25 protein-coding genes are annotated in these 25,988 nt (G+C 68.5%); 10 read left to right on the top strand and 15 right to left on the bottom strand.

Annotation, left to right across the window (positions count from 1 at the left end):
* The first annotated feature begins 30 nt into the window (after nucleotides 1-30).
* The 3 genes from ctaD to H8F26_RS09985 all read left to right on the top strand — a co-directional run bounded on the left by ctaD (nucleotide 31) and on the right by H8F26_RS09985 (nucleotide 3,005).
* A complete protein-coding gene (gene ctaD / locus H8F26_RS09995) occupies nucleotides 31-1,695 on the top strand; it encodes a cytochrome c oxidase subunit I (RefSeq protein WP_197153816.1) in 1,665 nt (554 codons plus the stop codon).
* 105 nt (nucleotides 1,696-1,800) lie between these two features.
* Nucleotides 1,801-2,418, top strand: a complete 618-nt coding sequence (locus H8F26_RS09990) for a cytochrome c oxidase subunit 3 (protein WP_197153815.1) — start codon at nucleotides 1,801-1,803, stop codon at nucleotides 2,416-2,418.
* Between the two features lie 152 nt (nucleotides 2,419-2,570).
* Complete coding sequence (locus H8F26_RS09985) at nucleotides 2,571-3,005, top strand: AbrB family transcriptional regulator (RefSeq protein WP_197159113.1); 435 nt, start codon at nucleotides 2,571-2,573, stop codon at nucleotides 3,003-3,005.
* Nucleotides 3,006-3,013: 8 nt separating this feature from the next.
* Here H8F26_RS09985 and H8F26_RS09980 read toward each other — a convergent pair whose 3' ends face one another.
* Together H8F26_RS09980 and H8F26_RS09975 are read right to left on the bottom strand one after the other, a co-directional pair.
* Nucleotides 3,014-3,613 carry an HdeD family acid-resistance protein gene (locus H8F26_RS09980; protein WP_197153814.1) on the bottom strand — a complete coding sequence of 200 codons (600 nt, stop codon included), beginning with the start codon at nucleotides 3,611-3,613 and terminating at the stop codon, nucleotides 3,014-3,016.
* 56 nt (nucleotides 3,614-3,669) lie between these two features.
* Nucleotides 3,670-4,338 (bottom strand): riboflavin synthase, encoded by a 669-nt coding sequence (locus H8F26_RS09975; protein WP_197153813.1) that lies wholly within the window; start codon nucleotides 4,336-4,338, stop codon nucleotides 3,670-3,672.
* A gap of 64 nt (nucleotides 4,339-4,402) precedes the next feature.
* Here H8F26_RS09975 and H8F26_RS09970 point away from each other — a divergent pair, with 64 nt between their 5' ends.
* Together H8F26_RS09970 and H8F26_RS09965 are read left to right on the top strand one after the other, a co-directional pair.
* Nucleotides 4,403-4,996, top strand: a complete 594-nt coding sequence (locus H8F26_RS09970; protein WP_197159112.1) for a bifunctional nuclease family protein — start codon at nucleotides 4,403-4,405, stop codon at nucleotides 4,994-4,996.
* An 88-nt stretch (nucleotides 4,997-5,084) separates the two neighbouring features.
* Complete coding sequence (locus tag H8F26_RS09965; protein WP_197159111.1) at nucleotides 5,085-6,239, top strand: aldo/keto reductase; 1,155 nt, start codon at nucleotides 5,085-5,087, stop codon at nucleotides 6,237-6,239.
* A 103-nt stretch (nucleotides 6,240-6,342) separates the two neighbouring features.
* Here H8F26_RS09965 and H8F26_RS09960 read toward each other — a convergent pair whose 3' ends face one another.
* From H8F26_RS09960 to topA, 5 genes are all read right to left on the bottom strand, one after another.
* Nucleotides 6,343-7,347 carry a twin-arginine translocation pathway signal gene (locus tag H8F26_RS09960; RefSeq protein WP_197153812.1) on the bottom strand — a complete coding sequence of 335 codons (1,005 nt, stop codon included), beginning with the start codon at nucleotides 7,345-7,347 and terminating at the stop codon, nucleotides 6,343-6,345.
* Nucleotides 7,348-7,429: 82 nt separating this feature from the next.
* On the bottom strand, nucleotides 7,430-8,605 hold the full coding sequence (cobT, locus tag H8F26_RS09955; protein WP_370594607.1) for a nicotinate mononucleotide-dependent phosphoribosyltransferase CobT: 1,176 nt from the start codon (nucleotides 8,603-8,605) through the stop codon (nucleotides 7,430-7,432).
* Entirely contained in the window at nucleotides 8,602-9,207 is a 606-nt protein-coding gene (locus H8F26_RS09950) for a DUF2232 domain-containing protein (protein ID WP_197159109.1), read from the bottom strand. Before H8F26_RS09950 ends, cobT begins: the two co-directional genes overlap by 4 nt.
* 82 nt (nucleotides 9,208-9,289) lie before the next feature.
* On the bottom strand, nucleotides 9,290-9,874 hold the full coding sequence (locus tag H8F26_RS09945; protein WP_197159361.1) for a hypothetical protein: 585 nt from the start codon (nucleotides 9,872-9,874) through the stop codon (nucleotides 9,290-9,292).
* Nucleotides 9,871-12,654: a type I DNA topoisomerase gene (gene topA / locus H8F26_RS09940; protein ID WP_197153811.1), complete on the bottom strand. Its 2,784-nt coding sequence runs from the start codon at nucleotides 12,652-12,654 to the stop codon at nucleotides 9,871-9,873. Before topA ends, H8F26_RS09945 begins: the two co-directional genes overlap by 4 nt.
* A 162-nt stretch (nucleotides 12,655-12,816) precedes the next feature.
* On the opposite strand from topA, the gene H8F26_RS09935 reads away from it, so the two are divergent.
* Together H8F26_RS09935 and H8F26_RS09930 are read left to right on the top strand one after the other, a co-directional pair.
* A complete protein-coding gene (locus H8F26_RS09935) occupies nucleotides 12,817-14,376 on the top strand; it encodes an NAD(P)H-quinone oxidoreductase subunit N (protein WP_197153810.1) in 1,560 nt (519 codons plus the stop codon).
* Between the two features lie 50 nt (nucleotides 14,377-14,426).
* Nucleotides 14,427-15,071: an ABC transporter ATP-binding protein gene (locus H8F26_RS09930; protein ID WP_231605124.1), complete on the top strand. Its 645-nt coding sequence runs from the start codon at nucleotides 14,427-14,429 to the stop codon at nucleotides 15,069-15,071.
* A 38-nt stretch (nucleotides 15,072-15,109) separates the two neighbouring features.
* Here H8F26_RS09930 and H8F26_RS09925 read toward each other — a convergent pair whose 3' ends face one another.
* The 5 genes from H8F26_RS09925 to H8F26_RS09905 all read right to left on the bottom strand — a co-directional run bounded on the left by H8F26_RS09925 (nucleotide 15,110) and on the right by H8F26_RS09905 (nucleotide 19,636).
* Nucleotides 15,110-16,324, bottom strand: a complete 1,215-nt coding sequence (locus tag H8F26_RS09925; RefSeq protein WP_231597737.1) for a M23 family metallopeptidase — start codon at nucleotides 16,322-16,324, stop codon at nucleotides 15,110-15,112.
* 65 nt (nucleotides 16,325-16,389) lie between these two features.
* Nucleotides 16,390-17,223, bottom strand: a complete 834-nt coding sequence (locus H8F26_RS09920; protein WP_231597730.1) for a biotin--[acetyl-CoA-carboxylase] ligase — start codon at nucleotides 17,221-17,223, stop codon at nucleotides 16,390-16,392.
* The gene (locus H8F26_RS09915) at nucleotides 17,220-18,431 is read right to left on the bottom strand and encodes an aminotransferase class I/II-fold pyridoxal phosphate-dependent enzyme (RefSeq protein ID WP_197153809.1); all 1,212 of its coding nucleotides are present in this window, start codon (nucleotides 18,429-18,431) and stop codon (nucleotides 17,220-17,222) included. Before H8F26_RS09915 ends, H8F26_RS09920 begins: the two co-directional genes overlap by 4 nt.
* The gene (locus H8F26_RS09910) at nucleotides 18,418-18,738 is read right to left on the bottom strand and encodes a co-chaperone YbbN (RefSeq protein WP_231597728.1); all 321 of its coding nucleotides are present in this window, start codon (nucleotides 18,736-18,738) and stop codon (nucleotides 18,418-18,420) included. The genes H8F26_RS09915 and H8F26_RS09910 overlap by 14 nt, the downstream gene beginning before the upstream one ends.
* A 121-nt stretch (nucleotides 18,739-18,859) precedes the next feature.
* On the bottom strand, nucleotides 18,860-19,636 hold the full coding sequence (locus tag H8F26_RS09905; RefSeq protein WP_197153807.1) for a PspA/IM30 family protein: 777 nt from the start codon (nucleotides 19,634-19,636) through the stop codon (nucleotides 18,860-18,862).
* A gap of 82 nt (nucleotides 19,637-19,718) precedes the next feature.
* Between H8F26_RS09905 and H8F26_RS09900 the strand changes: the two genes are divergently transcribed.
* Nucleotides 19,719-20,465, top strand: coding sequence for a DUF721 domain-containing protein (locus H8F26_RS09900; protein ID WP_197153806.1), 747 nt, complete (start codon nucleotides 19,719-19,721; stop codon nucleotides 20,463-20,465).
* Here H8F26_RS09900 and H8F26_RS09895 read toward each other — a convergent pair.
* From H8F26_RS09895 to H8F26_RS09885, 3 genes are all read right to left on the bottom strand, one after another.
* Nucleotides 20,459-22,306, bottom strand: a complete 1,848-nt coding sequence (locus H8F26_RS09895) for a glycosyltransferase family 39 protein (protein WP_197153805.1) — start codon at nucleotides 22,304-22,306, stop codon at nucleotides 20,459-20,461. The genes H8F26_RS09900 and H8F26_RS09895 overlap by 7 nt on opposite strands.
* 110 nt (nucleotides 22,307-22,416) lie before the next feature.
* Nucleotides 22,417-23,505, bottom strand: a complete 1,089-nt coding sequence (locus tag H8F26_RS09890) for a glycosyltransferase (RefSeq protein ID WP_197153804.1) — start codon at nucleotides 23,503-23,505, stop codon at nucleotides 22,417-22,419.
* On the bottom strand, nucleotides 23,505-24,494 hold the full coding sequence (locus H8F26_RS09885) for a DMT family transporter (RefSeq protein WP_197153803.1): 990 nt from the start codon (nucleotides 24,492-24,494) through the stop codon (nucleotides 23,505-23,507). The genes H8F26_RS09890 and H8F26_RS09885 overlap by 1 nt, the downstream gene beginning before the upstream one ends.
* 52 nt (nucleotides 24,495-24,546) lie before the next feature.
* Between H8F26_RS09885 and sppA the strand changes: the two genes are divergently transcribed.
* Both sppA and aroH read left to right on the top strand, forming a co-directional pair.
* Complete coding sequence (gene sppA / locus H8F26_RS09880) at nucleotides 24,547-25,359, top strand: signal peptide peptidase SppA (protein WP_197153802.1); 813 nt, start codon at nucleotides 24,547-24,549, stop codon at nucleotides 25,357-25,359.
* A complete protein-coding gene (aroH, locus tag H8F26_RS09875; RefSeq protein ID WP_197153801.1) occupies nucleotides 25,356-25,739 on the top strand; it encodes a chorismate mutase in 384 nt (127 codons plus the stop codon). Before sppA ends, aroH begins: the two co-directional genes overlap by 4 nt.
* Nucleotides 25,740-25,988 lie beyond the last annotated feature (249 nt).

Here is a 25,988-nt window from a genome sequence, read left to right as displayed (position 1 = left end):
CCGACTTTCGATTCCGCCACCCCTGTTTCCATGACCGTCGCCAGCCCCGAAAGCTTCCAGGGCAGCCTGCAACCCCAAGGGTGGCTGCGCTATTTCAGCTTCAGCCTGGATCACAAGGTGATCGGCCTTCAGTACCTCGTCACCGGCTTCATCTTCTATCTGATCGGGGGTGCTCTGGCTGGTGTGATCCGCACCGAGCTGGCCAGCCCCATCTCTGATTTCATCAGCCGGGATACCTACAACGAGGTGCTCACCCTGCATGGCACGGTGATGATCTTTCTCTGGATCGTGCCGGTAGTGAATGGCGGCTTCGGCAATTACCTGATTCCCTTCTATGTAGGTGCCAGGGATATGGCATTCCCCCGGCTCAATGCCGTGGCCTTCTGGATGATCCCTCCAGCTGGAATCCTTCTGATCAGCAGCTATTTCATCTCGGGTGCAGCTCAGTCCGGCTGGACCGCCTATCCGCCGCTGAGCATCACCACCCCTGCGGCGGGGCAGGTAGTCTGGATTCTGAGTGTGTTGCTCCTTGGGGGCAGTTCGATCTTCGGGGCGATCAACTTCATCGCCACTGTGCTGAAGCTTCGTCAGCCTGGCCTGAAATTGATGCAGCTACCGATGTATTGCTGGGCCATGCTGGGCACCAGCATTCTGGTTGTGCTTTCCACGCCTGTTCTCGCAGGCACTCTGATCCTGCTCAGCTTCGATATCGTCGCCCACACCGGCTTCTTCAATCCTGCCCTGGGCGGCAACGTAGTGGTGTATCAGCACCTGTTCTGGTTCTATTCCCACCCGGCTGTTTACATCATGGTGCTGCCGGCCTTCGGTCTGGTGAGTGAGATCCTTCCGATCCATGCGCGCAAGCCGCTGTTTGGTTACACCACGATGGTGTATTCGATCCTGGGGATTGTCTTTCTCGGGTTGATCGTCTGGGCGCACCACATGTTCACCAGCGGCACACCGCCTTGGATGCGGCTGTTCTTCACGATCGCCACCTCCTTCATCGCCGTGCCGACCGGCATCAAATTCTTCAACTGGCTGGCGACCCTGTGGGGCGGCAAGATTGCCCTGAACAGCGCCATGCTGTTCTCCTGCGCCTTCATCTTTCACTTCGTCTTTGGCGGCATCACTGGCGTTGCCCTAGCCCAGGTTCCGTTTGATATTCACGTCCACGACACGTATTTCGTGGTCGGACATTTTCATTACATTGTCTATGGCGGCACCGTTTTCGTGATCTTTGCGGCGATCTACCACTGGTACCCCAAGTTCACCGGCCGCATGCTCAACGAAGACCTGGGGCGGCTTCACTTCCTGCTCACGTTCGTTGGTTTCAATCTCTGCTTCCTTCCCCAGCACTGGCTTGGTCTCAATGGCATGCCCCGCCGTGTCGCCGAGTACGACCCCGCCTTCACCACGCTCAATCAGGCCAGCAGCGTTGGCGCCCTGCTGATGGCGGTCAGCACGTTGCCCCTGCTTTACAACGTGATCTGGAGTGCCTTCCGCGGCCCCGTGGCGGGAGACAACCCCTGGCGCGCCCTGACTCCCGAATGGCTCACCTCCTCGCCGCCGCCGGTTGAGAACTGGGTAGGAGCGGCTCCGCTGGTGCATGAGCCCTACGCCTATGGCATCCCTGCCGACCAGATCGATCTCGACGTCACCAGTGGCAAGGATCTCTGGAGCGGCGGGCGGGGCTGAGAGACCCACGGGTCAGCTTCTGCTGAACAGCACCTTCTTCTGAACTGGCCCATGATGCTGGTGATCTGATCCACCACCGTTCCCCATTCCGCAGCCCCTGCTCCAATGACCAGCCTCGCCTCCTCCTCCACCGTCGTCAGTGCCACGAGCCTGGCTCCTCCTGCTGATGCGGTGGAGCATGGTCATGGGGATTTCCGCATGTTCGGGCTGCTGCTGTTCCTGGTGGCGGACGGCATGACCTTTGCGGGATTTTTCGCTGCTTACCTCACCTTCCGTGCGGTTAATCCGCTCCCACCGGGATCGAACTACGAACTGGAACTGCTGCTGCCCAGTCTCAACACCGTTCTGCTGGTGGTGAGCAGTTTCACGTTCCATCGCGGTGGCAAGCAGCTGCTGGCCGGAAACCGCAGCGGCTGCCGCCCCTGGCTGCTGCTCACGGCAGCCCTCGGCAGTGCCTTCCTGGCCGGCCAGATGGTGGAGTACTTCTCCCTGCCCTTCGGGCTCACCGAGAACCTCTTCGCCAGCACCTTTTACGCGCTGACCGGTTTCCATGGCCTGCACGTGACCCTGGGAGTGATCTGCATTCTTGTGGTCTGGTTCCAGACCCGCGATCGGGGTCGGGTGAGCACCAGCGAACCCTTTGGGCTCGAAGCAGCAGAGCTCTACTGGCACTTCGTCGATGTGATCTGGCTGGTGCTCTTCGGTCTGCTCTACGTGCTCTGAGCCTCACCTGCGCTTGCTGGTAGGGCACCCGTCTGGGCACAATCGGCGCAGGCCGAAGCCCTCCAGTCCGTACCAAGCCCGCCCCGATGTCCTACAGGAACGGAACTACCTCGGCCCGCACAACGGACGCACGACCCGCCCAGAGCCAGGACATGCTCAAGGGAAAGGAACTGCTGGAGCGAGCTCGCTCGTTGAGCAACCGTCCGGAAGAGCAGATCGCCCGTGCCTGCGGCTACGTGGGGCCCAGTGGCCGGGTCCTGAAGAAAAGTTTTTATCGCGCCCTGGTTGAAGCCAAGGGTTATCGCCTGCCGGAAACGCCAGGTGGCGGCGGTGGTGCTGGCGGTGGCAGCAAGGGACGCCAGGCCGAATTCCGCACCCGGGTGCATGGCAACGGAAATCTTCTGATCGGCCAGGCTTACACCCGACGCCTCGGCCTGGTGCCCGGCCAGGAATTCCGCATCCAGCTCCATGCCGAAACCGGATCGATCTGGCTCGTCGCCCTTGATGGCAGTGAGGACCAGGCTGATCAGTCGCAGGAGAAATCCGATCAGACCCATGACCCTGATCAGGCCCAGGACGAGTCCTGATCCCGTCCTCAGCCGCCGACGTCAGAGCCTGCTTCGCCGTCGTGGAAGCTGGCGCTGAAGGTGATCAGATCGAGGCCGCTGAACAGGAAACTCACGCCCACGAGCACCCCAAGCACCCAGCTCAGGTTCCAGAACTTCATCGTGAGGATCAGCAACCCCAGCACCAGGGTCACCACGCCGTTCACCAGCCCCCAGCCCCAGCCCATCAGGCGCTGATGGGCCAGGGAGGCCACGATGACCACGGCCCCCTCCACCAGGAACACCAGACCCACCGCCAGGGCCAGGGACGCCACAGGGGCAGCCGCACGCTCGGGGCCTGCTCCCATCTGATGGAGCATCCAGAAGCCCGTCACCACGAACAGGGTGGAGACCAGCAGGCGGGAGAAGGTGAGCCAGCGGCGCAGTTGGCGCGCCCGCAACAGGTTGGTGATCCAGCCGACCAGCCCGCCCACCAGAAAGGCCACCGCCACCATGGCGGTCACCCAGATCGAGGCCACAACCGGAAAGAACAGGGCCAGCAGCCCCAGCACCAGCATCAGGATGCCTTCGGCCAGCGCAAAGCTGCGCAGGCCGCGGTCGACGGAGAGCAGGGGGTCAACGACCGCCATCGGCGAAGAGTCAGAAGAGATTCCCGGACCTTAGACAGGGCCTCTGTCCCCGGCTCCTAGCCCCAGCCATGCTCCGCCAACCAGCTGTCGCTGAGATCCTGCGCCGGCGCTGCAGCGGCTGGTCTGCCCCCCTCCAGCAGGAGCCGCTCGGTGTACTTGGCCAGCAGATCCGCCTCCAGGTTGACCCGGTCGCCGAGCCGCCGCTCCGCCAGGGTGGTGGAGGCCCAGGTGTGAGGGATCACGGCGATCCAGAAGCGGTCACCGCCGGGATCGCAGCCCGCCACCGTGAGGCTGATGCCATCAACGGCCACGCTGGCCTTCTCACAGATATAGCGGCCGTAGGCCGGGTCGTCCCAGGCCAGTTCCAGGCGCCAGGAGGCGGGTTCGCGGCTGATGCCCCGCACCCGCCCACCGCCATCGACATGACCGCTGACCAGGTGGCCGCCGAGGCGATCGGCCAGGCGCAGGGCCGGTTCGAGGTTGACGTGGGCCTGTTGGTCGGCCTTGGCGGCCAGGCCGGTTCGTGCCAGGGTCTCCGCACTGACATCGGCGCGGAATCCATCGGCGAACAGTTCGGCCGCGGTCAGGCACACCCCATCCACGGCGATGCTGTCGCCGAGGGCCACCGACCCCAGCGGCGCGCCGGCCTGCATCAGCCAGCTCACCCGCACTCCCTGGGGGCAGCGCTGCAGCCGACCCACGGCCTGGACCAGTCCGGTGAACATCGCCGCTCCGGTTCTGCTGGCCATAATCACCCAGGCAGAGGATCCTCCCAGGAGAAGCATCCGCATGGTGGAGATGCGCATCGCCGGGATCGCCCTGGATGCGGCCAGTCGGAGCCCGATCGTGCTGTTGCGCGATCCCTCCGGCCGCCGCCAGGTGCCGATCTGGATCGATCAGGCCCAGGCCCAGAACATCATGGCGGGCCTCAACCAGCAGCGTCCTCCCCGTCCGCTCAGCCACGACCTGATGGCCAACCTGATGGCGGTGGCTGGCCTCAGCCTGGAGCGGGTGATCATCCACACCATCGAAGACAACACCTTCCGGGCCGTGCTCAAGCTGCAGGACAGCGAGGGCGAGGCCAGCGAGCTCGATGCCCGTCCCAGCGACGCCATCGCCCTGGCCCTGCGCACCGGCAGCGGCATCTGGATGCTGGAGGAAGTGGTGGCCGACGCCTCGATTCCGGTCGATGCCGAAGCCGACGCCGAAGACCAGGAGGACTTCCGCCGCTTCCTGGAAACCACCAGCCCGGCCGAACTGGTGCGGCAGCGCCGCCGCGCCCAGCCCGACCTCCCCAATGGCCAACAGCTTGGGGAGGGTGGAGGGTCGAACGATGACGACACCACAGATCCCGGCGGATCCGGTGCCCCCTCTGCCGGCTGACACCGCTGACCGGTCCCTGGAGTCCGGTGGAAGCAGCCTGCGGCCCTTCGGGCGGGCGCGGCCGGTGTCGCCCTTCACCCTGGGCACGATGCGGGCCCTGGACAGCCCCGCCCAGATGGAGGCGGTGCTGCTGGCGGCCGTGGCGGCCGGCATCAATCACATCGAAACCGCCCCGGCCTACGGGCCGGCGGAAACCTTCCTGGGCCAGGCCCTGGCCGCCCTGGAACGACGTGACCGCCAGGCTCGCGCCCACCTGGTGCTCACCAGCAAGCTGCTGCCCGGCCCCGACCTGTCGACGGCCCAGGCCCAGCTGCGCGCCTGCCTGAAGCGGCTCGGGGTCGCCCGGCTCGACAACCTGGCCGTGCATGGCCTCAACACCGCCGACCACCTGGACTGGGCCTTGCGAGGGCCTGGGGCCGAGCTGCTCGCCTGGGCCGAGGGGGAAGGGCTGGCGGTCCAGGTGGGCTTCTCCAGCCACGGCAGCAACGATCTGATCGCCGCGGCCCTGGAGTCAGGCCGTTTCGGCTTCTGCTGCCTGCATCTGCACCTGTTCGATCCGCAGCGGTTGCCGCTGGCCCGCGCCGCCCTGGAGGCCGGGCTGGGTGTGCTGGCGATCTCCCCAGCCGACAAGGGCGGCCGCCTCTACGACCCGCCGCCCGAACTGCTGGCCGATTGCGCGCCGTTCCAACCGCTCGAACTGGCCTATCGCGTCCTGCTTGAGCAGGGGATCTCCACCCTGAGCCTGGGGGCCTCCCAGCCCGGGGATCTGGTCTGGGCCCGCCGCCTGACGGCCGCCGCAGGCCCGCGAGGCCAGCTCAGCCCAGACGAGGCCGAGCCAGGGCCCGAACCAGCGCCAGATCCAGGTCCAGGTTCAGGTTCCGTTTCAGGGCCCACTCCGGTCGATCTGGCTGTGGAGCGGCTGCGGGCTTCAGCGGCCCAGCGGCTGGGCGAGGAGCGGTGCGGCCAGTGCCGGGCTTGTCTGCCCTGCCCCAGCGCCGTGCCGATCCCGGAACTGCTGCGGCTGCGCAACCTGGCGGTGGGGCACGGCATGGTCGCCCATGCCAGCGAGCGCTACAACCTGATCGGCCGGGCCGGCCACTGGTGGGAAACCCTCAACGCCGAGGCCTGCCGCCAGTGCGGCGCCTGCCTGCCGCGCTGCCCCCACGGCCTGCCGATTCCCGATCTGCTGGCGGATACCCATCGCCGCCTGGCGGCGGCACCGCGGCGACGCCTCTGGGGTTGAAGATCGCCTGAGTCCGGGTACAGCATCAGGCTGCTGCCTCGCAGGGTTGCGCAGGGTTGCTTTGAAGGGCTTCAGGGGCTTCCTCTGTCCGGGGCCGCCCGACTTAGGGGGCTGACGCGTCCCAGAGGTTCTGCAGCATCAGCCTCTGGCGGACATCCAGGGGCGGCAAGGACCAGCAGCGGCGCAGCAGCTCCGGCCGAGGCAACAGCAGCTCAGCGGTCGGGCGCGGCAGCTTGGCCAGCAGGGGCTCCAGGGCCGCTCGGGGCAGTGGAGGCACCCAGCCGGCGATGAGCAGGCTCTGCAGAAGGGGCGGCTCGAGAATCGCCGCCAGCCATTCCAGTGGCGGCGCCACCGGATGGCCGGCAGGGCGCAGCAGCAGGTTCCAGGCCAGGGGCGCGCCGCTGGCCGGCAGCAGGATCCGCAGCCGTGGATCGCGGCGCAGCAGGGGAATCAGCCGCTGGGCGGGCAGCACCGCCGCCTCGGCATCCCCCGCCAGCAGCAGGTTGAGGCCGTCGCGGTCGTCGTGGGCGAGAGCCTGACGACGCAGCTCCCGCAGGCGATCCAGATCCACGGCGATGGCCTCCGGCCCGCCTGCCGCCAGTTGCATCACCAGCCGCGGGCTGGAGGGGAGCACCAGCTTGCCCCGCAGGGTGGGATCGAACAGCAGCGACCAGCCCTCGCGGCTGCGGGCCGCCAGATCGGGCCGGCTGCGCAGCACCAGCACCCAGGGGGTGAAGGCCCAGGGATAGGCCAGGGCCGGTGCCCCTTCCGCCTGGAACAGGCGACTCACGAGGGCCGCTTCCGGTGTGAGCCGGGCCAGCAGGGCTGGAGCCGCCAGGGGCTGCCAGCGGGAGGGGGGCAGGCTGGTGGCCCAGCCATCGGTCAGCTGCACCAGGTCCGCCTTGGAAAGGGCGGCGAGCACGGCGGCGGGATCCTCCAGAAGATGCGAGCGCCAGGGGTCCTGCAGGTGTTTCAACCAGGCGGCGGGCAGCTCGCCGCGGCCGGACAGGAGCAGCGGTCCATCACCCCGCTGGCAGGAGGCCAGCAGCGGTGCCAGAAGCGAGACCGCTGCCAGGGTGCGGGCCCCCCGGCCGGCTCCCTGAAGCACCTGGCGCCGGCTCCAGCCGGAGGCCGACGAGGAAGCCCGTGCAGCCGGGGTTGGTTCTGCTGCGTTGCCCATTCCGGCGACCCTAGAGGCGCCCCTCCTCCAGAAGAAGGCCACAGGCCTGGTCGCAGGCGGCCGCCAGATCCTCCAGATGGCCGCCGCTCAGCGACCAGAGCATGGCCAGGCCGCCGGCCCCCACCCCTTCCTTGACGTAGCCGTGCTCGTAGTCCTGCAGGGCGCGCTGGTGGCAATTGTGGAACCGCAGCTCTGAGGCGAAGGCCAGGGGTTGCACCTGCCACCGCGCCCCGATGCGGTTCAGAAGCTCCTGCAGATCGCTGTCTGCCTCCGCCGCCACCCAGGCGGTGGTGCCCAGGGCCACCCGGCCCACCAGGCGGCTGCGCTGATCGGCCGGTGTGAGCGCCAGGGCGATGGCCAGCACTGCCGCCATCTGGCTGCCTCCGGCCAGGAGCACCGGAGGATGGGCTGGATGGGATGGAGATACCTCGCCCAGGCCCTGCCCCACCTGCCCCACGTCCTCCAGCAGCCCCAGCAGCAGGCCCGCCGCCAGCGGCTGCATTGGATCCCCCACCGCAGCCAGAACGCTCACCGGATCGCTCGGCCCTTGCCCCAGGCCGGCACGGGCCAGTCCCTGGGCGACCAGATGTGTCTTGAGCGCATGGGCAGGCTGGTGCAGGCTGCCGCTCACCAGGCCTTCAGCGGCCACCCCCAGCCCCGTCAGCACCGCCTGGGCCGTGGTGGTGCCGCCAGGCACGCATTCGGCGATCACCAGTGGCCGGCTCCCCAGCCGTCGGCCCCAGCTCCGGCCCAGCTCCAGCAGCTGCTCCACGCGCCGCCGCTCCATGGCGCGGCCGCTGCTCAGACAGGCCGCCGGGCCGCAGGCCCCTGGCAGACGCACATGCGGAACCGCCGGCCTCACCGGACAGCCCAGGTCGACCACCAGCGGATCCATGCCCAGCGTCTGCAGCACCACATGGCCGATCAGGGCCGGACTGACGCCGGCCGGCAGCGGCGGCAGGGCATGGGGACGGTGTGCGGCGGGGCCGAGCCGCAGCAGCTCCGCATCCGCCGCGGCTGTGCTTCGCCGGGAGGCGGGAGTGGCACCGGCGGCGGAGATACCCGGCACTGCTGCCGTCTCGGTGGCGGCCAGCAGCAGCAGCACGTCGGTGGCCCGGCAGTTCACCGAGAACCGCTCCAGCCAGCCCTGGGCAACGCCGGGCTCGCCCGCCAGGCGACGGATCACAGCGGATCGAGGGCCACCAGGGCCCGCAGGGCCTCAGGGGGTTCGCCGATCGGCGACTGCAGCCGTGGAAAGATCCAGTAGGCCACCGCATGCAGGGCCAGAACCACGATCACGTTCTGGATCAGCACCAGCAGGAGGGCGGCCAGCTGGACCTGCAGCAGCTCGAAGCCCGCCCCCATGCCCAGGAGGCCGCCGATTCGCTCCAACAGGCCGGCGGCGGCGGTGGTGATCACGACCCAGAGGTTTTCCCCCACCAGCACCGAGAGCACCACCACGCGCACCAGGAAGCCGGCCGCGCCGATCAACGCACCCACCGGCCAGGTGAGCCACCAGCTGGCCTGGCGCCGCCAGCCCCAGCCAAGCCAGAGGGCCAGCAGGCCATAGGGAAAGAGCACCAGGGGGCCCCGGATCGGGCCCATCAGGGCCACCAGCAGCAACGCCGTGACCACCACGCCCTCGCTGGCGCAACGCCAACCATGGCGAAGCTGCAGCAGGGCCAGCGGCAGGGGCAGGGCGAGGCGGAAGAGGGGACTGCCTACCGGCAGGTAATACAGCGCCATCCACAGCAGCGCCGTGGCGGCGGCCAGGTAGGCGGTCTCCATCAGCTGGCGGGCCTGGCGCTGGCTGAGGGGCGGGTTGCTGCGCACGGGGAGACGGCTCAACGGGCTGCTGCGGACGAGGGGCTCATCGGGGGGCGGGCGCCGGGGTGCTGATCGGAGCGGCGGGGGCACTGGCTGGGGCGGCTGCCGGCACCCGCTCGATGCTCTCCACCTCAAACGAGAGACCGGCGGCGCGCAGGGCCTGCGTCAGGGCCTCGGCCGGCGCGGCGGGATCGGCCTGGGGCAGCTGGATCGTGACCCGGTAGGGAGCTGGGGTGGAAGGTCGCACTTCACTGGGTCCCTTGCCGGCTGGCTTGCTGCCGGCTCCGCCGGCAGCGGCGGTTCCAGCCGATGGATCGGCTGGGGCAGAGGTCGTCTTGGACGGGTCAGTCCTGGCTGGGCCTGGGGTCGGTGGTGCCGTTTTGCCCTGGCCTGCCTTTGTCTGGTCAGCCGGCACAGGAGTGGTCAGCACCGGTGTTTCCGGCGTGGTGCCGGCAGTGCTGGAGGCGGCGGCGGGAGTCCCTGTCCCGGCTGGATCGGCGTTGCCGGCACCGGGGAAGCTGCCTGCCAGACGAGCCCCGAGGGGGGAGCCGCTGCAGCCGCCGGCCAGCAACGCCAGCAGGCCTGCCGCCAGCAGAGGCCGGAGGGGGCCGTGAGCGGGAGTGCTCAACTGCCGGCCGCCTTGATCACCCGCACGGCACTGGCCCGCAGGCGACCGGTCTTGGTGGTGGCGGGGGGCTTTTTCGCCGCTGGTTTGGCTGCGGAGGTGCCGCTGGCTGCATTCTTGGGGGTTCCGGTTTTGGAAGCGGTGCCTGTCTTGCCGGCACCGGTCTTGGCCGCAGTTGCTTTCGAGGAAGCGGTCTTGCGGCCCTTGCCCTTGCCGCTGGCCGCCTTGGCCCCCAGCAGCTCCACGGCCTGCTCCAGGGTGATCGTCTCGGCGGTGATGCCTTCCGGCAGGGAGGCATTCACCTTGCCCTGCTTCACATAGAGGCCATAGGGCCCATCGAACACCTGGATGGCCTCCTCGGCGCCCTCGGGCGTGCCCAGATCCTTGAGCGCCGTGCGGCCACCGCGGCCGCGCTTGGGCATGGCCAGCAGCTCCAGGGCCCGCTCCAGACCCACGGTGAGCACATCGTCTTCGGCCTTGAGGGAGCGGTAGTCCTTTTCCCCCTTGCCCTTGTCGTGCACCACGTACGGACCGAAGCGTCCCAGACCCGCCTGCACCTTGCCGCCATCGGGATGCTCTCCCAGCAGCCGCGGTAACCGCAGCAGGCCCAGGGCATCGGCGAGGCTGAGCTCCTCAGGCTTGACACCCTTGGGCAGGGAGGCCCGTTTGGGCTTGGGGTTCTCGTCGCTGACCTGGCCCTTCTGCACATAGGGGCCGTACTGGCCGAACAGCAGATAGACCGCTTCTCCGGTTTCAGGATCCTCCCCGAGGGATTCGGGCCCCTCAGCCTTCTGCTTGAGGATCAGCTCGGCCTTTTCCGCATCGAGATCACCGGGGGTGATCTCCTGGGGCAGGGTTGCCTTGAGCAGCTCTTCGCTGCCGTCTTCGCTGACGCGCTTGGTTTCGAGGTAGGCGCCGAAGCGGCCGATCCTCACCACGCAGGGCAGGCCCTCCAGCTCCACCGTGCGCGAGACGCCGGGGTCGATGTCCCCCTCCCTCTGCTGCACCTGGGTTTCGAGGCCGGTTTCGCCCTTGTAGAAAGCCTCGAGATACGGCAGCCAGGACACCTTGCCGTGGGAGATCTCATCGAGGGTGTTCTCCATGCGGGCGGTGAAACTCGTGTCCACCAGATCCGGAAAGTGCTCCTCCAGGAGTCCGGTCACGGCGAAGGCGGTGAAACTGGGAATCAGGGCGTTGCCCTGCTGAGTGGCATAGCCCCGGTCCACGATCGTGCCGATGATCGAGGCGTAGGTGGAGGGTCGACCGATGCCCTCCTTCTCAAGCATCTTCACCAGGGCCGCTTCGCTGTAGCGGGCGGGGGGCTGGGTCTGGTGGCCGAGGGCCTCCACGGCCTTGCAGGACGGGCTGTCCCCCACCGCCAGGGCGGGTAGCAGCACTTCCTGGCCCTCCAGGGCGGCATCGGGATCGTCGGATCCCTCCACGTAGGCCCGGAAGAATCCGGCGAAGTCGATCCGCTTGCCACCGGCGCGGAAGTTGGCGGTGCCGAGGCTGCCGCCGGCCGCCACCTCCAGTTCCACGCTCAGCATCGTCAGGCGGGCATCGGCCATCTGGCTGGCCACCGTGCGTTTCCAGATCAGCTCGTAGAGAGCCAGATCGCGGCCGTCCAGGCCGGTGTCGCTGGGGGTGCGGAATCGTTCGCCGGCAGGCCGGATCGCCTCGTGGGCCTCCTGGGCGTTGCGGGCCTTGGTGCTGAACTGCCGCGGTGCCGGGCTGAGGTAGTCCTTGCCATATTTCTCGCTGACGCAGCTGCGGGCGGCGGTGATGGCCTGATCACTGAGGTGCACCGAGTCGGTGCGCATGTAGGTGATGAAGCCCCGTTCGTAGAGGCCCTGGGCGGCGCGCATGGTCTCGCGGGCCGACAACCGCAGCTTGCGGTTCGCTTCCTGCTGCAGGGTGCTGGTGGTGAAGGGGGGCACGGGTCTGCGCACCGTGGGTTTCTCCTCCACCGTCTTCACCTTCCAGGTGGCGGCCTGCACGGCGTCCTGGAGCTGGCGGGCTTCGTCCTCGGCCAGCAGCTTCACGGTGCTGCCAGCCTTGATCGCGCCGGTGGTTTCGTCGAAGTCACTGCCGCCGGCGATCCTTTCGCCGCGCAGATGGGTGAGTTTGGCCTCGAAGCCACTGCCGGCCTGTTCCAGAGCGGCCTTGAGGTCCCAGTAGCTGCCACTGCGGAAGGCCCGCCGCGCTCGCTCGCGTTGCACCAGGAGGCGCACCGCAACCGACTGAACGCGTCCGGCCGACAGGCCCCAGGCCACCTTCTTCCACAGGAGGGGGGAGAGGGTGTAACCGACCAGCCGATCCAGGATGCGCCGCGTTTCCTGGGCGTGCACCAGCTCCATGTCGAGCTCGCGGGTCTGGTCCAGGGCCCGGCCGATCGCCTCCTTGGTGATCTCGTGGAACACCATCCTCTTGACCGGCACCTTGGGGCCGAGCAGCTGCAGCAGATGCCAGCTGATGCTCTCGCCTTCCCGGTCTTCGTCGGTGGCCAGCAGCAACTGATCGGCGCCCTTGAGGGCCTCCTTGAGCTCCTTCACCACCTTTTTCTTGTCCTTCGGCACCACGTAGAGCGGTTCGAAGGCATTGGCCGTGTTGACCCCCAGATTGGCCCACTTCTCGCCCTTGTGGGCCGCCGGGATCTCGCTGGCGTTGTTGGGCAGGTCACGCACGTGACCCATCGAGGCCTCCACCCGGAAGTCCTTGGGCAGGAAGCCACGGATCGTGCGGGCCTTGGTGGGGCTCTCGACGATGACCAGGGTGTGGGCCACAGAGACGCGACGGACCGGTTCCCTCTTTATCGCATCGACCAGCCGGTTGCCGTGTGTCGCTTTCTCGCCCCCCTGTCAGGAAGCCTCGGACAGGGTGCCGTGGCTACCAGGCGGCGCGGCTACAGTCCGCAGCACCGGATCCCTCCCTCGTCAGCTGCCGCGATGTTTCTGCCCGGTGTTCTTCCTCCCGCCGTGGCGGACAGTGCCTCGACGGCTGCGTTCTCCCCTGGGCTGAGCCTGCAGCTCCATGCCGGGGCGATCGCGCCGGAAGCGGCTGTGTTGATTGCCCTGCTGGCCTGTCTTCTGGTGGACCTGGCAGGCGAAAAAGCTGCGAGCCGTTGGGTCCCCCCTCTCTGTTACGCAGGTCTCGGCACGTCGCTGGTGCTGCTGGCCCTGCAATGGAATGGTCCGCAGGAGCCTGCGTTCCTCGGATCTTTCCTTGCCGACAACCTAGCGATCGCGTTCCGCGCTGTGGTGGCAGCCTCCACCCTCTTGTCCCTGCTGCTGAGCTGGCGCTACGTGGAACAGAGCGGCACGCCGGTGGGCGAGTACGCCGCCATCCTGCTGGCCGCAACCCTCGGGGCGATGTTCCTGTGTGGCGCCACGGATCTGGTCAGCATCTTCATCTCGCTTGAAACCCTGTCGGTCTCCAGTTATCTGCTGTCGGGCTACATGAAGCGTGACGCCCGCAGTTCCGAAGCAGCGCTGAAATATCTCCTGGTCGGTTCAGCGGCGGCGGCCGTGTTTCTCTACGGCGCCTCGCTTCTTTACGGCCTGACCGGTGGTGGCACCACCCTCACCGATGTGGCGGCCGCACTGCAGACGAGTGCCTCTCCGGTCACAGCCCTGGCCCTCGTGTTCGTTCTGGCCACGGTGGCCTTCAAGATCGCCGCCGTGCCGTTCCACCAGTGGACACCGGACGTGTACGAAGGATCCCCGACTCCGGTCGTGGCCTTTCTCTCGGTGGGCTCCAAGGCTGCGGGTTTTGCCCTGGCTCTGCGGTTACTGGTGGGTTGTTTCGAGAGCTTCGATGCCCAGTGGAAGCTTCTCTTCACTGTGCTTGCCGTGCTGAGCATGGTGCTCGGCAATGTGGTGGCTCTGGCCCAGACCTCCATGAAGCGGATGCTGGCCTACAGCTCGATCGGACAGGCCGGTTTTGTGATGATCGGTCTGGTCTGCGGCACCGAAGACGGCTTCGCGGCGATGGTGCTCTATATGGCGGCCTATTTGTTCATGAACCTGGGCGCCTTCGCCTGCATCATCCTCTTCTCGTTGCGTACGGGCAGTGATCGAATTGCCGATTACGCGGGTCTGTATCAGAAGGATCCTCTGATCACTCTCGGCCTCAGCCTCTGTCTGCTGTCGCTGGGCGGCATCCCGCCGATGCTCGGCTTCTTCGGCAAGATCTACCTCTTCTTCGCCGGCTGGGCCGACCACCAGTACCTCCTGGTGGTGGTGGGTCTGGTCACCTCCGTGGTGTCGATTTACTACTACATCTCCGTGATCAAGATGATGGTGGTCAAGGAGCCCCAGGAAGCTTCCGATGTGGTGAAGGCTTATCCAGAGATCAGCTGGAATCTCGCCGGTCTCCAACCGCTCCGTGCCGCCCTGATCACCTGCCTTCTGGCTACCGCCGTGGGCGGTGTGCTCTCCAATCCGCTGTTCACCTGGGCCAACAGCACCGTGGCGGGCACCCCTATTCTCATGCGCGCGATCGGTTGACGGTGGCATCGGAAACTGGCGTCGGCGACCCCGTTGCCTGCCTCGATCATGTGAGCAAGATCTACGGGGTCGGTGACCAGGAGGTCCGTGCCCTCGACGACCTCAGCCTCACCGTCAACCGGGGCGATTACCTGGCGGTGATGGGAGCCTCCGGATCCGGGAAAAGCACGGCCATGAACATTATTGGCTGCCTCGACCGCCCCAGCGGCGGCAGTTACCGCCTCAATGGCACGCCGGTGGAGCGGCTCGACGACGACCAGCTGGCCGATCTACGCAACCGCGAGCTCGGCTTTGTGTTTCAGCAGTTCCACCTGCTGCCCAACCTCAGCGCCCTCGACAACGTCGTACTGCCAATGGTGTACGCGGGAATTCCAACGGCGGAGCGGAGTGAGCGTGCCCGCCATGCCCTGGAGCAGGTGGGACTGGCCACACGGATGAACAACAGGCCCAACCAGCTCTCGGGTGGTCAGCAGCAGCGGGTCGCGATTGCGCGGGCGATCATCAACCAACCGGCCCTGCTCCTGGCCGATGAACCCACCGGGGCGCTCGATTCCCACACCACTGCTGAAGTGCTCGACATCTTCGATGACCTGCATCGCAACGGCATGACCGTCGTGATGGTGACCCACGAGGACGATGTGGCAGCCCGTGCTGAACGGGTGGTGCATTTTCGCGACGGGCATATCGCCGACTGACCATCCCTCAGCGGCTAATCCCACAGAGCCGGATTTGTTCAGCTCGCCTTGCTGGCGGAACTACCCGGTCCGGCTTGGGCCGACGGCCTCTCCAGGGTCTGCAGCAGCTGGCCCATCAGCAGGGCAATGGCATCGCTGCCCACGGCAGCTCCGCCTGGATCAAGGTCGCCAGGGTCGACGGCCACCCAGCCGCCATCCTGGGGAAGGCGCAGCTCGAAATGCAGATGAGGGCCTGTGCTCATGCCGGTACTGCCCACCCGGCCGATCACCTCACCCTGCCGTACCTGATCGCCTGCTTTGACGTAGAGCTCGGACAGGTGCCCGTACAGCGAGCGGCGGCGGGGGCGGTCGTGCTCCACCTCGATCGCCAGGCCGTAGCCGCCGGCAGGACCACTGCTCACCACCCGGCCGGAAAGAGCCGCCACCACTGGTGTTCCCTCCGGTGCAGCAAGATCGCGCCCTGCATGCATCAGCCAGTTGCCCAGAAGCGGGTGCAGTCGCCAGCCGAAGCCACTGCTGGTCACCGCCGACCCGATCAGAGGGAACAGCAGACGGCGGTTGCCGTTTCCGGCGATCGGGGCTGGCCGGGGGGTGACACGGAAGACCTGGGCCAGACTGAAGCTGCCGTCAGGGCCCGCCAGCAGCGCCGATACCGGCACTGTGAGCGGCGGCAGCGGCTGGCCATCTCCGCCGATCCGCGCGAAGCCTCCCTGCTCCAGGCCGGCAACCTGCGTTTCGGGACCACGACCGCGCCACCGCACCACCAGGCCGGTGCGGCATTCCTGGGCGGAGAGAGCGCCGCTGCTGCAGGCCTGCCGATGGGCCGGCAGCCCCTGGGGATAGATCGAGCCCGCTGAACGGACCCTGTCCCGCTCGGCAGAGGTCACCACTCCCTGGCGCACCAAGGCGTCGAGGGAAGCATCGAAGCGGCTGGGTGCCCGGGCTGGGGTGGCCTGGGGATCGGGGCGCAGCGGCTGGGGATCGAGGGCCGTGATCGGCCTCGGATTCCGTATCTGGGGATTGGGCGATTGCGGGGTGATCGGCCGGGCCGGCAGGACACGGGCCGGAGGGGTGGCCGGCTCAGGAGCCGCGGCGGATGGCGGAGCGATCAACTGAGGTGGCGGAGCCACCGGTGCTGAGAGATCGGCTGCACTGCCGCCCTCAGCGGGGGAGATGGCTTCACCCCAGGCCAGGCCGGCCGCCGTCAGGGGCAGCAGCGCCACCATGGCGATGAGGGTCTTGGCGGAGAGCACCGTCAGAAGGAAGGCAAAGGAAAATCTGATCTTGAGTTTAGGCAGCTCGGTCAGTCACCCAGAACTCAGAACCGGCGTTGCAGGAGGATGCGCTCCGCGCCACGCTGCAGCACCAGGCTGCCATTCGTCGACAGATCCACCGCCTTCCAGGCCACACCACCGTGTAGCACCGGCGCCACTGGAAGCAGCAGTCGCTGGCGGGCTTCCCGCAGCACCCGTCCTGGCGCAAGGGCGTGGGTCGCCGCCCACTCAAGGCCCCGCAGCAGATGGGCCGCCAGGCCGGTAGGAGCGGTAGCCCGGGCGGCGGCGCTGCCGCGCCAGCTCGGCTGGGTCGCCGCCAGGGCCGTCGCCACAGAAATAGCCCCCGGCGGCACCGGGTTGATGCCATTCAGGCCCACCCCGACCTGGGCCCAGCGCACCTGCTCGCCCCGCAGCCGCAGGCGAGGCAGGAGGCCAGCGATCTTTTGCCCCTCCACCAGAAGATCGTTGGGCCATTTCAGCTGCACCGTCAGGCCCAGGGCCTCGAGTTCCAGGGCCAGACCCACCGCGACCGCCAGGCCAACCGCCGCGCCGCGGGGTGGCGGCAGTGCCCAGGGCAGGGCGGCACTGAGCCACACTCCCCCGGCTGGAGATTGCCATGGGCGTCCCCGTTGCCCCTGGCCGAACCGCTGACGGGAGGCCAGCACCGCCCGCGGCGCGAATGCCGCCGACCTGGCGCAATCGGGTGGCACCGCCGTCAGCCAGGCCTCCAGTTCCCGCTCGGTGCTGGCGCAGATCGTTCGATGGCGCAGCCACCAGTCGGGGAAGGCGGAGGGGTCAGGCTGGCTGCGCTGCAGCCGCCGGCGGGCCCGCAGCACGGCGGCGGCACTGAGGGGCGAGCGTCGGGCCCGAAGGCTCACAACTGCCGCAACCAGGCCCCGATGCGAGCAGCACCGGCCTCCAGTTCCTCGCTGGGATGCACCAGGGCCAGGCGCAGCCACCCCTCACCGGCCGCCCCGAAGCCGTTGCCGGGGGTGAGGGCCACGCCGGTGGCCTCCAGCAGGGCGGCGCCGAAGGTCTCGGAATCCCAACCACGGGGCCTTGCCGCCGGTGGCAGGGCCAGCCAGAGGTAAAGGGCCATCGAGGGGCGCCGCACCGGCCAGCCCGCTGCCTCCAGAGCTGTCGCCATGCGATCACGCCGCTCCCGGTACACGGTTCGCAGGCGCTCGGGCCAGTGGGGCTCCTGTTCCAGGGCGGCGATTGCCCCGGCCTGCAACGCCAGGGACTGGTTGAAGTCCACCACTCCCTTGAGCTGACGCAGGGCCGTGATCAGCCACTCGGCTCCGATCGCAAAGGCCAGGCGATATCCCCCCAGGCACCAGCTCTTGGAGAGGGAGAAGAACTCGATGCCGCAACGGCGCCAGCCGGGATGGCGGAGCAAGGCCGGCGCCTCCCCCTCAAGCGCCAGATCCACGTAGGGGTTGTCGTGGGCCAGCACGATGTCGTGGCGCAGGGCGCGGTCCACGAAGGGATCCAGCCAGTCCTGGGCGCCGGTGGTGGCGGTGGGGTTGTGGGGAAAGCCCAGCACCATCAACTTCAGGGCCTGCCACTGGCTGGAGGAGAGCTGCTCGGGATCCGGCCGCCAGTTCCGCGCCGGGTCGAGGGGCAGGAACACCGGTCTGGCCGAGGCCAGGTGCAGGCCGCCCCGGTGGGAGGGGTAATAGGGATCCAGCAGCAGGGCCTGGTCCCCTGGATTCAGCACCGCCAGAGGCAGGTGGGCGGTGCCTTCCTGGGAACCGACCAACAGGAGCACTTCACGCTCCGGATCCACGGCCACGCCGAAGCGGCGCTCCGCCCAGGCGGCGGCGGCCTCCCGGAACGGCAGGGTGGCGGCATGCAGGCAATAGGCGGCACTGTCGGACCGCTGCAGGGCTGCAGCGATCGCGCTGATCGCCGCCGGCGGGGGTGGCAGGTCAGTGGAGCCGAGCGAGAGGTCGAGCAGGGGAGGCAGCGATGCGCCTGCTGTGGAGGCCTCCCGATTCAGACGGGCGACATAGTCAGCCTTGCGGCTGTCGTTGCGGGCGAAGACACCGCTGCCCAGCTGCGACAGACGCTCAGAGATGGGCATCCAGGAAAGCCTTGAGCTGCGGCCTGGCCATGGCGCCTTCGTGGCGCGCCACTTCGACGCCGTCGCGGAACAGGATCAAGGTGGGCAGTCCCTGAATCTTCTGGGCATCGCGGGTGGCGGGATTGGGATCGGCCTCCAGCTTGCCCACCAGCAGACGGCCGTCGTATTCGGAGGCGGCCCAGTCCATCAGCGGCGCCATCAGGCGACAGGGCCCGCACCAGGGGGCCCAGACATCGACCAGAACGGCCCCCTCAGCACCGAGTACCTCCGCTGCAAAAGTGGCATCGGTGACCTCGGCAACGGGCACGGCGGCAGAAGGAACGCTGGGTGAATTGTATGGACGGGGCCTGTGGATCCGGCGGATCAGAGCCCATGGATCCTGCGGATCAGGGCCCATGGATCCTGCCGAATCAGAGTCTGTGCCTGGATCAGAGCTTGTCGATCGAGCGCTTGAGTTCTTCCAGGTCGGCATCGACTTCCGCCACCTTGACCGGCTCAAGCTGCGGCATGGGGCCCTCGGCCGGCGGCAGGCCAGCCGCTGAGGCGCCGCCTTCGAGTCGGTTGCGCAGCGCCGCCAGCTCGTCGTCCACGTCATTGCCACCCTGCAGGGCCGCGAACTGGCTCTCGAGATCGGCACCGGCCAGCTCGGCCGCCGCCTGGCTGCGCGACTCCTGCTCCAGCACCTTCTCCTCCATCCGCTCGAAGGCGGCCATGGCGGAGTTGGTGCCGAGGTTGCCCACGGCGCTCTGCAGCTGCTCCTGGGCCTTGGCGGCCTGGGAGCGGGCCTTGAGCATGTCTTTCTTGGTCTTGGCTTCGGCGATCTTGCCCTCGAGCGCCACCAGGCTCTTCTTGAGGGTCTCCACCTGCCCCGCCTGCGACTGCAGCTGGGTGTTCAGTGCCGTGGCCGTGTCCTGGTAGGTCTTGCGACGGGACAGGGCCTCCCGGGCCAGATCCTCCTCCCCCTTCTTGAGGGCCAGCTCGGCGCGCTCGTACCAGATCTTGGACTGGGCTTCGGACTGCTCGGCCTGGTTCTGGATGCGCTTCTGAGAGGCGATGGCGGTGGCCACGGCCTGGCGCAGCTTCACCAGGTCGTCCTGCATGTCGGCGACCGACTGATCCAGGATCTTGGCGGGATCCTCCGCCTTGCTGACCAGGTCATTGAGGTTGGCCCGCAGCAGGCGGCTAATCCGATCAAAGAAGCCCATGGATCACGTACGGGGCAAGGCCCGAGGGTAGCGGGCATCGCCGGGGAACTCTGGATCGGTTGCCCACACCTAGGCTCGATCCATGGCCCCTCAGACCGGGAAGCCCGCCGCCGCAGGCGAGCCGCCAGAGCCCAACCAGCCCGACTCCCGGCCAAGCCCGGACGGCCCCACGATCGGCGAGAGTCTGTCCCGCAAGCTCAGTGCGGCAGGGCGCCAACAGCGGCCGGCGAGCAGCCGTCGGCGTGCGCGCAACCCTGCCGCCGCCAGCCGCCGCATCGGCTCGGTTTCGGTGCTTCTGCCGCCGCCGCGCCCACCGGCAGAAGCCCTCGCCACCTGCCTGGAGGCTCTGCAGCAGCACTGGCGCCAGGAGGGCCAGCTCGCTGCCCTCTGGCAGGTGTGGCCGCGCCTGGCGGGTGCCCAGCTGGCCCCCCACTGCCAGCCGCTCAGCTTCCACGGGGGACTGCTCACGATCGGGGCGGCACCGGGGCCGTGGCTGCAGGCCCTGCAATACAACCGCCATCAACTGCTCGGTGCCCTGCGCGGCGCCGGCTTCACGGTGCGCGATCTGCGGGTGCAGCAACACCATGCCCAGCCGTTGCCACCGGCGGGCACCACGATCGAAGCCGAGACCTGGGCGCAGCACCCCAGCCGCGTCGATGTTCATGGCCTCGGCGTCTGTCCCCGTTGCAGCAGCCCAGCCCCCCTGGGGGAGATGGGGCGTTGGGGACACTGCAGCTTCTGCCGCCGTCAGGCCCTGGCAGAGGCCGCCGCCGCCGCTGATCTGGCGCGAACACGGGCTGCAGCTGCCGCGTCTGGACTCGGTCAGTAGCGTTCCGGCCGAGGATCCTGCCAGTTGGGGCGCTCTCCCGCGGCATACAGCTCAGCGGAGCGCCGCTGCAGCTGGCTCCGCTGCAGGCGCCAGAGTCGGTACAGCCCGTCACTGCCCAGCTCCTGCGGTTCCAGCCCCTGCCAGTGGGGCAAGCGAGCCGTGCCCTGATCGATCACGACCAGCACCGTGGGTGCCTGCCGCGGCCTGGAGGGCTCCTGGCCGGCGCGGTGCTCGAGGCGCAGCCGCTCGTTGAGGTTGAGCAGCGCCGCCTGGGATTGCCCCTCGTACAGCACCACCTGGCGGGCGTAGTAGTGCAGCGACGGTTTGAGAATCCCCACCATCGCCAGGGGTTCGGGCAGGCCCTGACCCGATGGCGGCGGCAGGGCGCGCACCAGCTCCGCCATGCGCCGTACCGGTTGCCCCCGCAGGCGGTCGCCCAGCTCCCAAAGCGGCGTGATCGCCAGAGGGACGAAGGGCAGGATCGCCAGTTGCAGGACCAGCAGCGCCATGGGAGGCCGGCGGCGGCGCAGGAACCAGGCCAGGCCACCGGCGAGGGCGAAGCAGGCGGCGGCGATCAACAGCCGGCGGCTGGCCAGGATCTCCGCAGGCAGGGTGGGCAGCTCCGGATCGTTGATCGCCGGTACCCAGAGGGGGCCGGCCAGGAACACGGCTGCCAGCAGCAGCGTCAGGGCCAGAGTGGCAGACCAGGCCAGGCGCTGGGCCCGACCCCCCCAGCCCGCCTGGGCCGCCTGGGCTATCAGCAGGGCGGCGGCGGGGGTGGCCGGCAGCCAGTAACTCGGCAGCTTGGTGGCGGCCGCCGTGAAGAACACCAGCACCGCCAGCAGCCAGCAGGCGGCAAAGCGGGTCAGCGACTGCTCGGGCGGCAGGGGCTGGGCCCGGCGTCTCCAGGGCAGGGGGCCAACTCCCCGCACCAGACCGAGCAACAGCAGCGGGGTGACCGGCAGGCTGGCCACCACCAGCACCGGCAGAAAGAACCACCAGGGCTGCAGGTGATTGTTGACCACCACGCTGAAGCGCTGGAGGTTGTGGTAACCGAAAAAGCTGTTCCAGAACGCCTCGCCTTCCACCAGCAAGGCGGCTCCGTACCAGGGCAACGCCACCAGGGCCGTGAGGGTCAGACCCCGCAGGGGACGCAGCCGCCGCCAGAGCCCGGCCAGATCGCCTTGCAGCCAGCCGAAACCCAGCAGGGCCAGGCCCAGCAGCACCACCGCCACCGGGCCCTTGCTGAGGACCGCCAGGCCGAGCATCAGCCAGGTCAGCCACCAGGCCCCCCGCGGTGCCACGTAGGTGCGCCAACTCAGCAGCAGGGTGGCGCTCATCAGACCGCAGAGCAGGGCGTCGCTCACGGCGATGCGGCCCCAGAGCAGCACCAGTGGGGAGAGCGCGAAGGCCAGCGCCGCCGTGAACGCTGCGGTGAGGGCGGAGGGCACAGGGGGCGCGGAGCTCGCGGGCTCCGGCTTGTCGACACTGGACGGCCAAGGGGCCTGAGGCCAGCGCCAGAGCGTGTCGGCCAGCAGCAGCATCACGGCGATGGAGCTGAGAGCCGAGGGCAGGCGCGCCGCCCAGGTGCCGAGTGGATTCCACAGATCCTGCCCCGGCAGCAGGTAGCCCAGCCCCATCAGCCAGTACACCAGAGGAGGCTTGTCGTAGCGGGGTAGTCCGTTCACCCGCGGGATCAGCCAATCGCCGGTTTCGGCCATGGCCCGTGCGGAGGCGGCGAACAGGGGCGGGGTTTCATCCACCAGTCCGCTGCTCCCCAGTCTCCAGAGGAACAGCACCAGGCCACAGGCCAGCAGCGGCAGCCAGAGCTGCAGGGGCATCCGCCGCGCTGCGCTGGTTCGCGCTGAGATGGGCCGCGCCGAAAGCAATTGCGCCGATGGGTCCTCGCCGAAGCTGTCTGCCAAACGGGCCAGGGGCGGATCGGCCGAACCTAGGTCCCTTCGCAGGGGGGCTTGGCCAGTACGGCGTCGAGCCAGGCCTCGATCCGGCCGGCGAACGCCGAGCGGGAGCAATGGCTCTCCGCCCAGGCCCGTGGCTGGTGCCGGGGGATCTGCCAGGCCCGTTCCACCGCCTTTGTCAGAGCCTCGCCATCATCTGGTCGAGCCAGGCAGCCATTCACCCCCTCCTGCACCAGTTCCCCCGGTCCGCCGCGGGCGTAGGTGGCCACCGGCACACCGCAGGCCATCGCCTCCACCACCACGTTGCCGTAGGCCTCGTTCCACTTGGGTGTGTTCAGGAGCACGGCGCAGCGCCCCATCTCCTCCTGCAGGCGCTCGGTGGGCAGGAATCCACGCCAGTGCAGGGTTCCGCCGGGTACGGAGGCCTCGACCCGGCGCGCATAGGCCTCGTCTTCGCGCACGCCCCAGATCCAGAGCGGCCGCTGCAGCGTGGCCGCGACGGCGGCCGCATCCTCCAGCCCCTTCTCCGGTGCGATCCGGCCGGCCCAGCCCAGCACCGCATCGGCGTTGGGCCGGAAGTGATAGCGGTCCAGATCGAAGCCGTTGCCCACCAGCCGCGGCGCTCCTGGAAGGTCAAAATCCGCCGCCTGGCTGGCAGTATGAAAGGCCAGATGCTGCGGATGACTGCGGGCGATCTCAGCGATCACGGCATCCATGGCCGTGCTCACGGACCCCATGCTCACCAGGTGGGCGAGGGGAGTGCTGGTGTGAGGGGTCAGCCAGAGAGGAAGCCAGTCGTAGGCGAGGTTGATCAGCACATCGAAGTCGCCCTGCTCGGTCAGGGCACGACGCCAGAGGTAGCCCAGCAGCGCCTGGGCCGGGATCTGCACGGCGGCCTCGCGGCGGCAGTGCTGCCAGCTCGGCTGGCTGACACCGCCCTCGCACCAGAGCTGAGCCGCCTCGCAGCCGGCGGGCAGCTCCGATTGGGCTCCCGCCAGCACGGTGACGGCATGGCCGCGCTGCAGTAACCCTGCCACCAGGGAGGCGGCCGTGAGCTCCACACCCCCGCCCAGGCCGCTCCCCAGCCAGCCCACCGGTGTGCTCACCACCAGGACCCGCATCAGCTCGCCTCCGAAGGAGCCGCGACGGCTGCCGGGAGCGCGTCGCCGTGCCAGAGGACCTGGCGCCGATGGATCAGAACCACAGAGATCAGGGCCAATGCTGTCCCGAGCCATTGCAGGGGCTGCAACGATTCCTGGAGGAAGAGCACGCCGCAGAGCAAGGCGAATACCGGGGTCAGAAAGGTGAGCGCCGTGAAGCCGGTCAGATCACCGCTGCTGGCGAACCAGAAAAACAATCCATAGGCCAGGGCACTGCCGAACAGGCTGGCGTACGCCATCAGTCCCCACTGCAGCGTGTCCCAGTCCGGGCCGCTGGCCGGATCGAGCAGCACGGCCACCAGCAGCGGCAGACCTCCCAGCAGCATGTGCCAGCCCGTCACCGCCACCGGATCACTGCGGCGGGTGGCATAGCGGCAGAGCACCGTGCCCACGGCCATCGCAGCTGCGGCCCCCAGCATCCAGAGCTCGCCGTGGCTCCAGGGCCTCACGCCGAGAGCGGCTGGGCCCTCCAGCCACCAGTGGCGCAGCACGGCCGCCGGCAGGCCGAGACAGAGGATGCCCACCAGCCCAAGCAACAACCCGAGCCACCCCACCGGATTGATCGCCTCGGCGAACAGCGTGCGGGCCAGCAATGCCACCAGCAAGGGCTGCGAATCGATCAGCACCGACCCCAGGCCAGCGCCCGTACCCCCCAATCCCTGGGCCAGCAGCCCCTGAAACAGGGCACCATCCACCAGGGCAAACAACAGCAGCCAGGGGCGATCGACCGGATCGACCCGCAGGGAGCGGCCCAGGAGCAGGGCGGCAAACAGCAGCACCAGCCCCGCCGGCAGCAGGCGCAGACAGGCAAGGGTGAGGGGGGAGGCGCCCGCGAGCAGGGGCTTCATCGCCGCCATGGCCGTGCCCCACAGCGCGAAGGGCAGCACCATCAGCACTCCACGCCGTGGAGCCCAGCCGGGGCTGTCGAGCGCGGAACCTGGGTTGGGCATCGGGCACGCCAGAGGTCTCCTTTTTAAGATCCCCGCACTACACACCGCTCAGATGGTCTGGCCCTGGCGCCGCAAAGCACGTCGCACCATGACACGCATCGCCATCGAGGGGCCGATCGCCGGACCCACCCGCCAGCGGGTGCTGAAGGCCCTGCGACAGGTGGAGGAGCGCGAATGCCCGGCCCTGCTGCTTCGCATCGACAGCCCCGGTGGCACCGTGGGCGACAGCCAGGAGATCCATGCCGCGATCCGGCGCCTGCGCGACAAGGGGTGTCGGGTGGTGGCCAGCTTCGGCAACATCTCCGCCTCCGGCGGGGTCTACGTGGGCGTCGCTGCCGAGGCGATCGTGGCCAACCCCGGCACGATCACCGGTTCGATCGGTGTGATCCTGCGAGGCAACAACCTCTCCCGCCTGCTGGAGCGGATCGGGATCCAGTTCGAGACCGTCAAAAGCGGCTTGTTCAAGGACATCCTGTCGCCGGATCGGGCCCTCACGGAGCCCGAACGCCAGCTGCTGCAGGAGTTGATCGACTCCAGCTACGGCCAGTTCGTGGCCGCCGTGGCCGAAGGGCGTGGCCTCAGCGAGGAGGCGGTGCGCAGCTTCGCCGACGGCCGGGTCTTCACCGGCGCCCAGGCCCTGGCCCTCGGCCTGGTGGATGCTCTGGGAGATGAAGAGGTGGCCCGGATCAAGGCTGCCGAGCTGGCGGATCTGGATCCGCAGAAGACCCGGCCGATCACCTTCGGCAAAGCGCCCAAGGGCCTGGCCAGCCTGATCCCGGGCCGTGCCCTGCTGCAGCGGCTCGGTGAGCTCGTGAGCCTCGAGTTGGCCTGGAGCGGCCAACCCCTGTGGCTGTATCGCCCATGACGGCAGCCGTGCAACTGCGGGCCCTGCGCGGCGCCACCACCGCCACAGCCAACACCGCCGAGGCCATTGGTGCGGCCGTGATCGAACTGATCGATGCCCTTGTGGAGCACAACCGCCTTGAGGGGCCAAGGGTGCTCTCGATCACCTTTTCGGTGACGGCGGACCTCGACGCCTGCTTCCCCGCCGCCTACGCACGCCGGCGTGAGGGCTGGGAGCATGTGGCCCTGCTGGATTGTCAGCAGATGGCCGTACGTGGCGATCTGCCGCGCTGCATCCGCCTGCTGGCCCACGCCTGGATGGACGGCACCCTGGCACCGGTTCATCCCTATCTGCGCGAGGCGGTCAGATTGCGGCCCGACCGGGCGGTCGGGGCCATGTGAGTTGCATCTGGTCACACCTTCCACCTCCATCGCCGACCACCGCAGGCGCCGCGTGCCGATCGGCTCTGCCGAGAATCAGGCGACTCCCCCACACCCCAATCTCTGTCATGTCACGTCCTCGGAGCCTCCTGGCCCTGGCGGCTTCCGCCGGCCGCGCCCTCAACCCCCTTTCGTTGCGTCGTTCACACCGCAGCTCCCTACCCCTACCCCTGTCAACTTCACAGACAGCCTCCGCCATTGGCCGACCCC

Source organism: Synechococcus sp. CBW1006 (assembly GCF_015840525.1).
Classification (GTDB): Bacteria; Cyanobacteriota; Cyanobacteriia; order PCC-6307; family Cyanobiaceae; genus CBW1002.
Note: the sequence above shows the minus strand (reverse complement) of the source record. Positions and strands in the feature narration are given on the sequence as shown.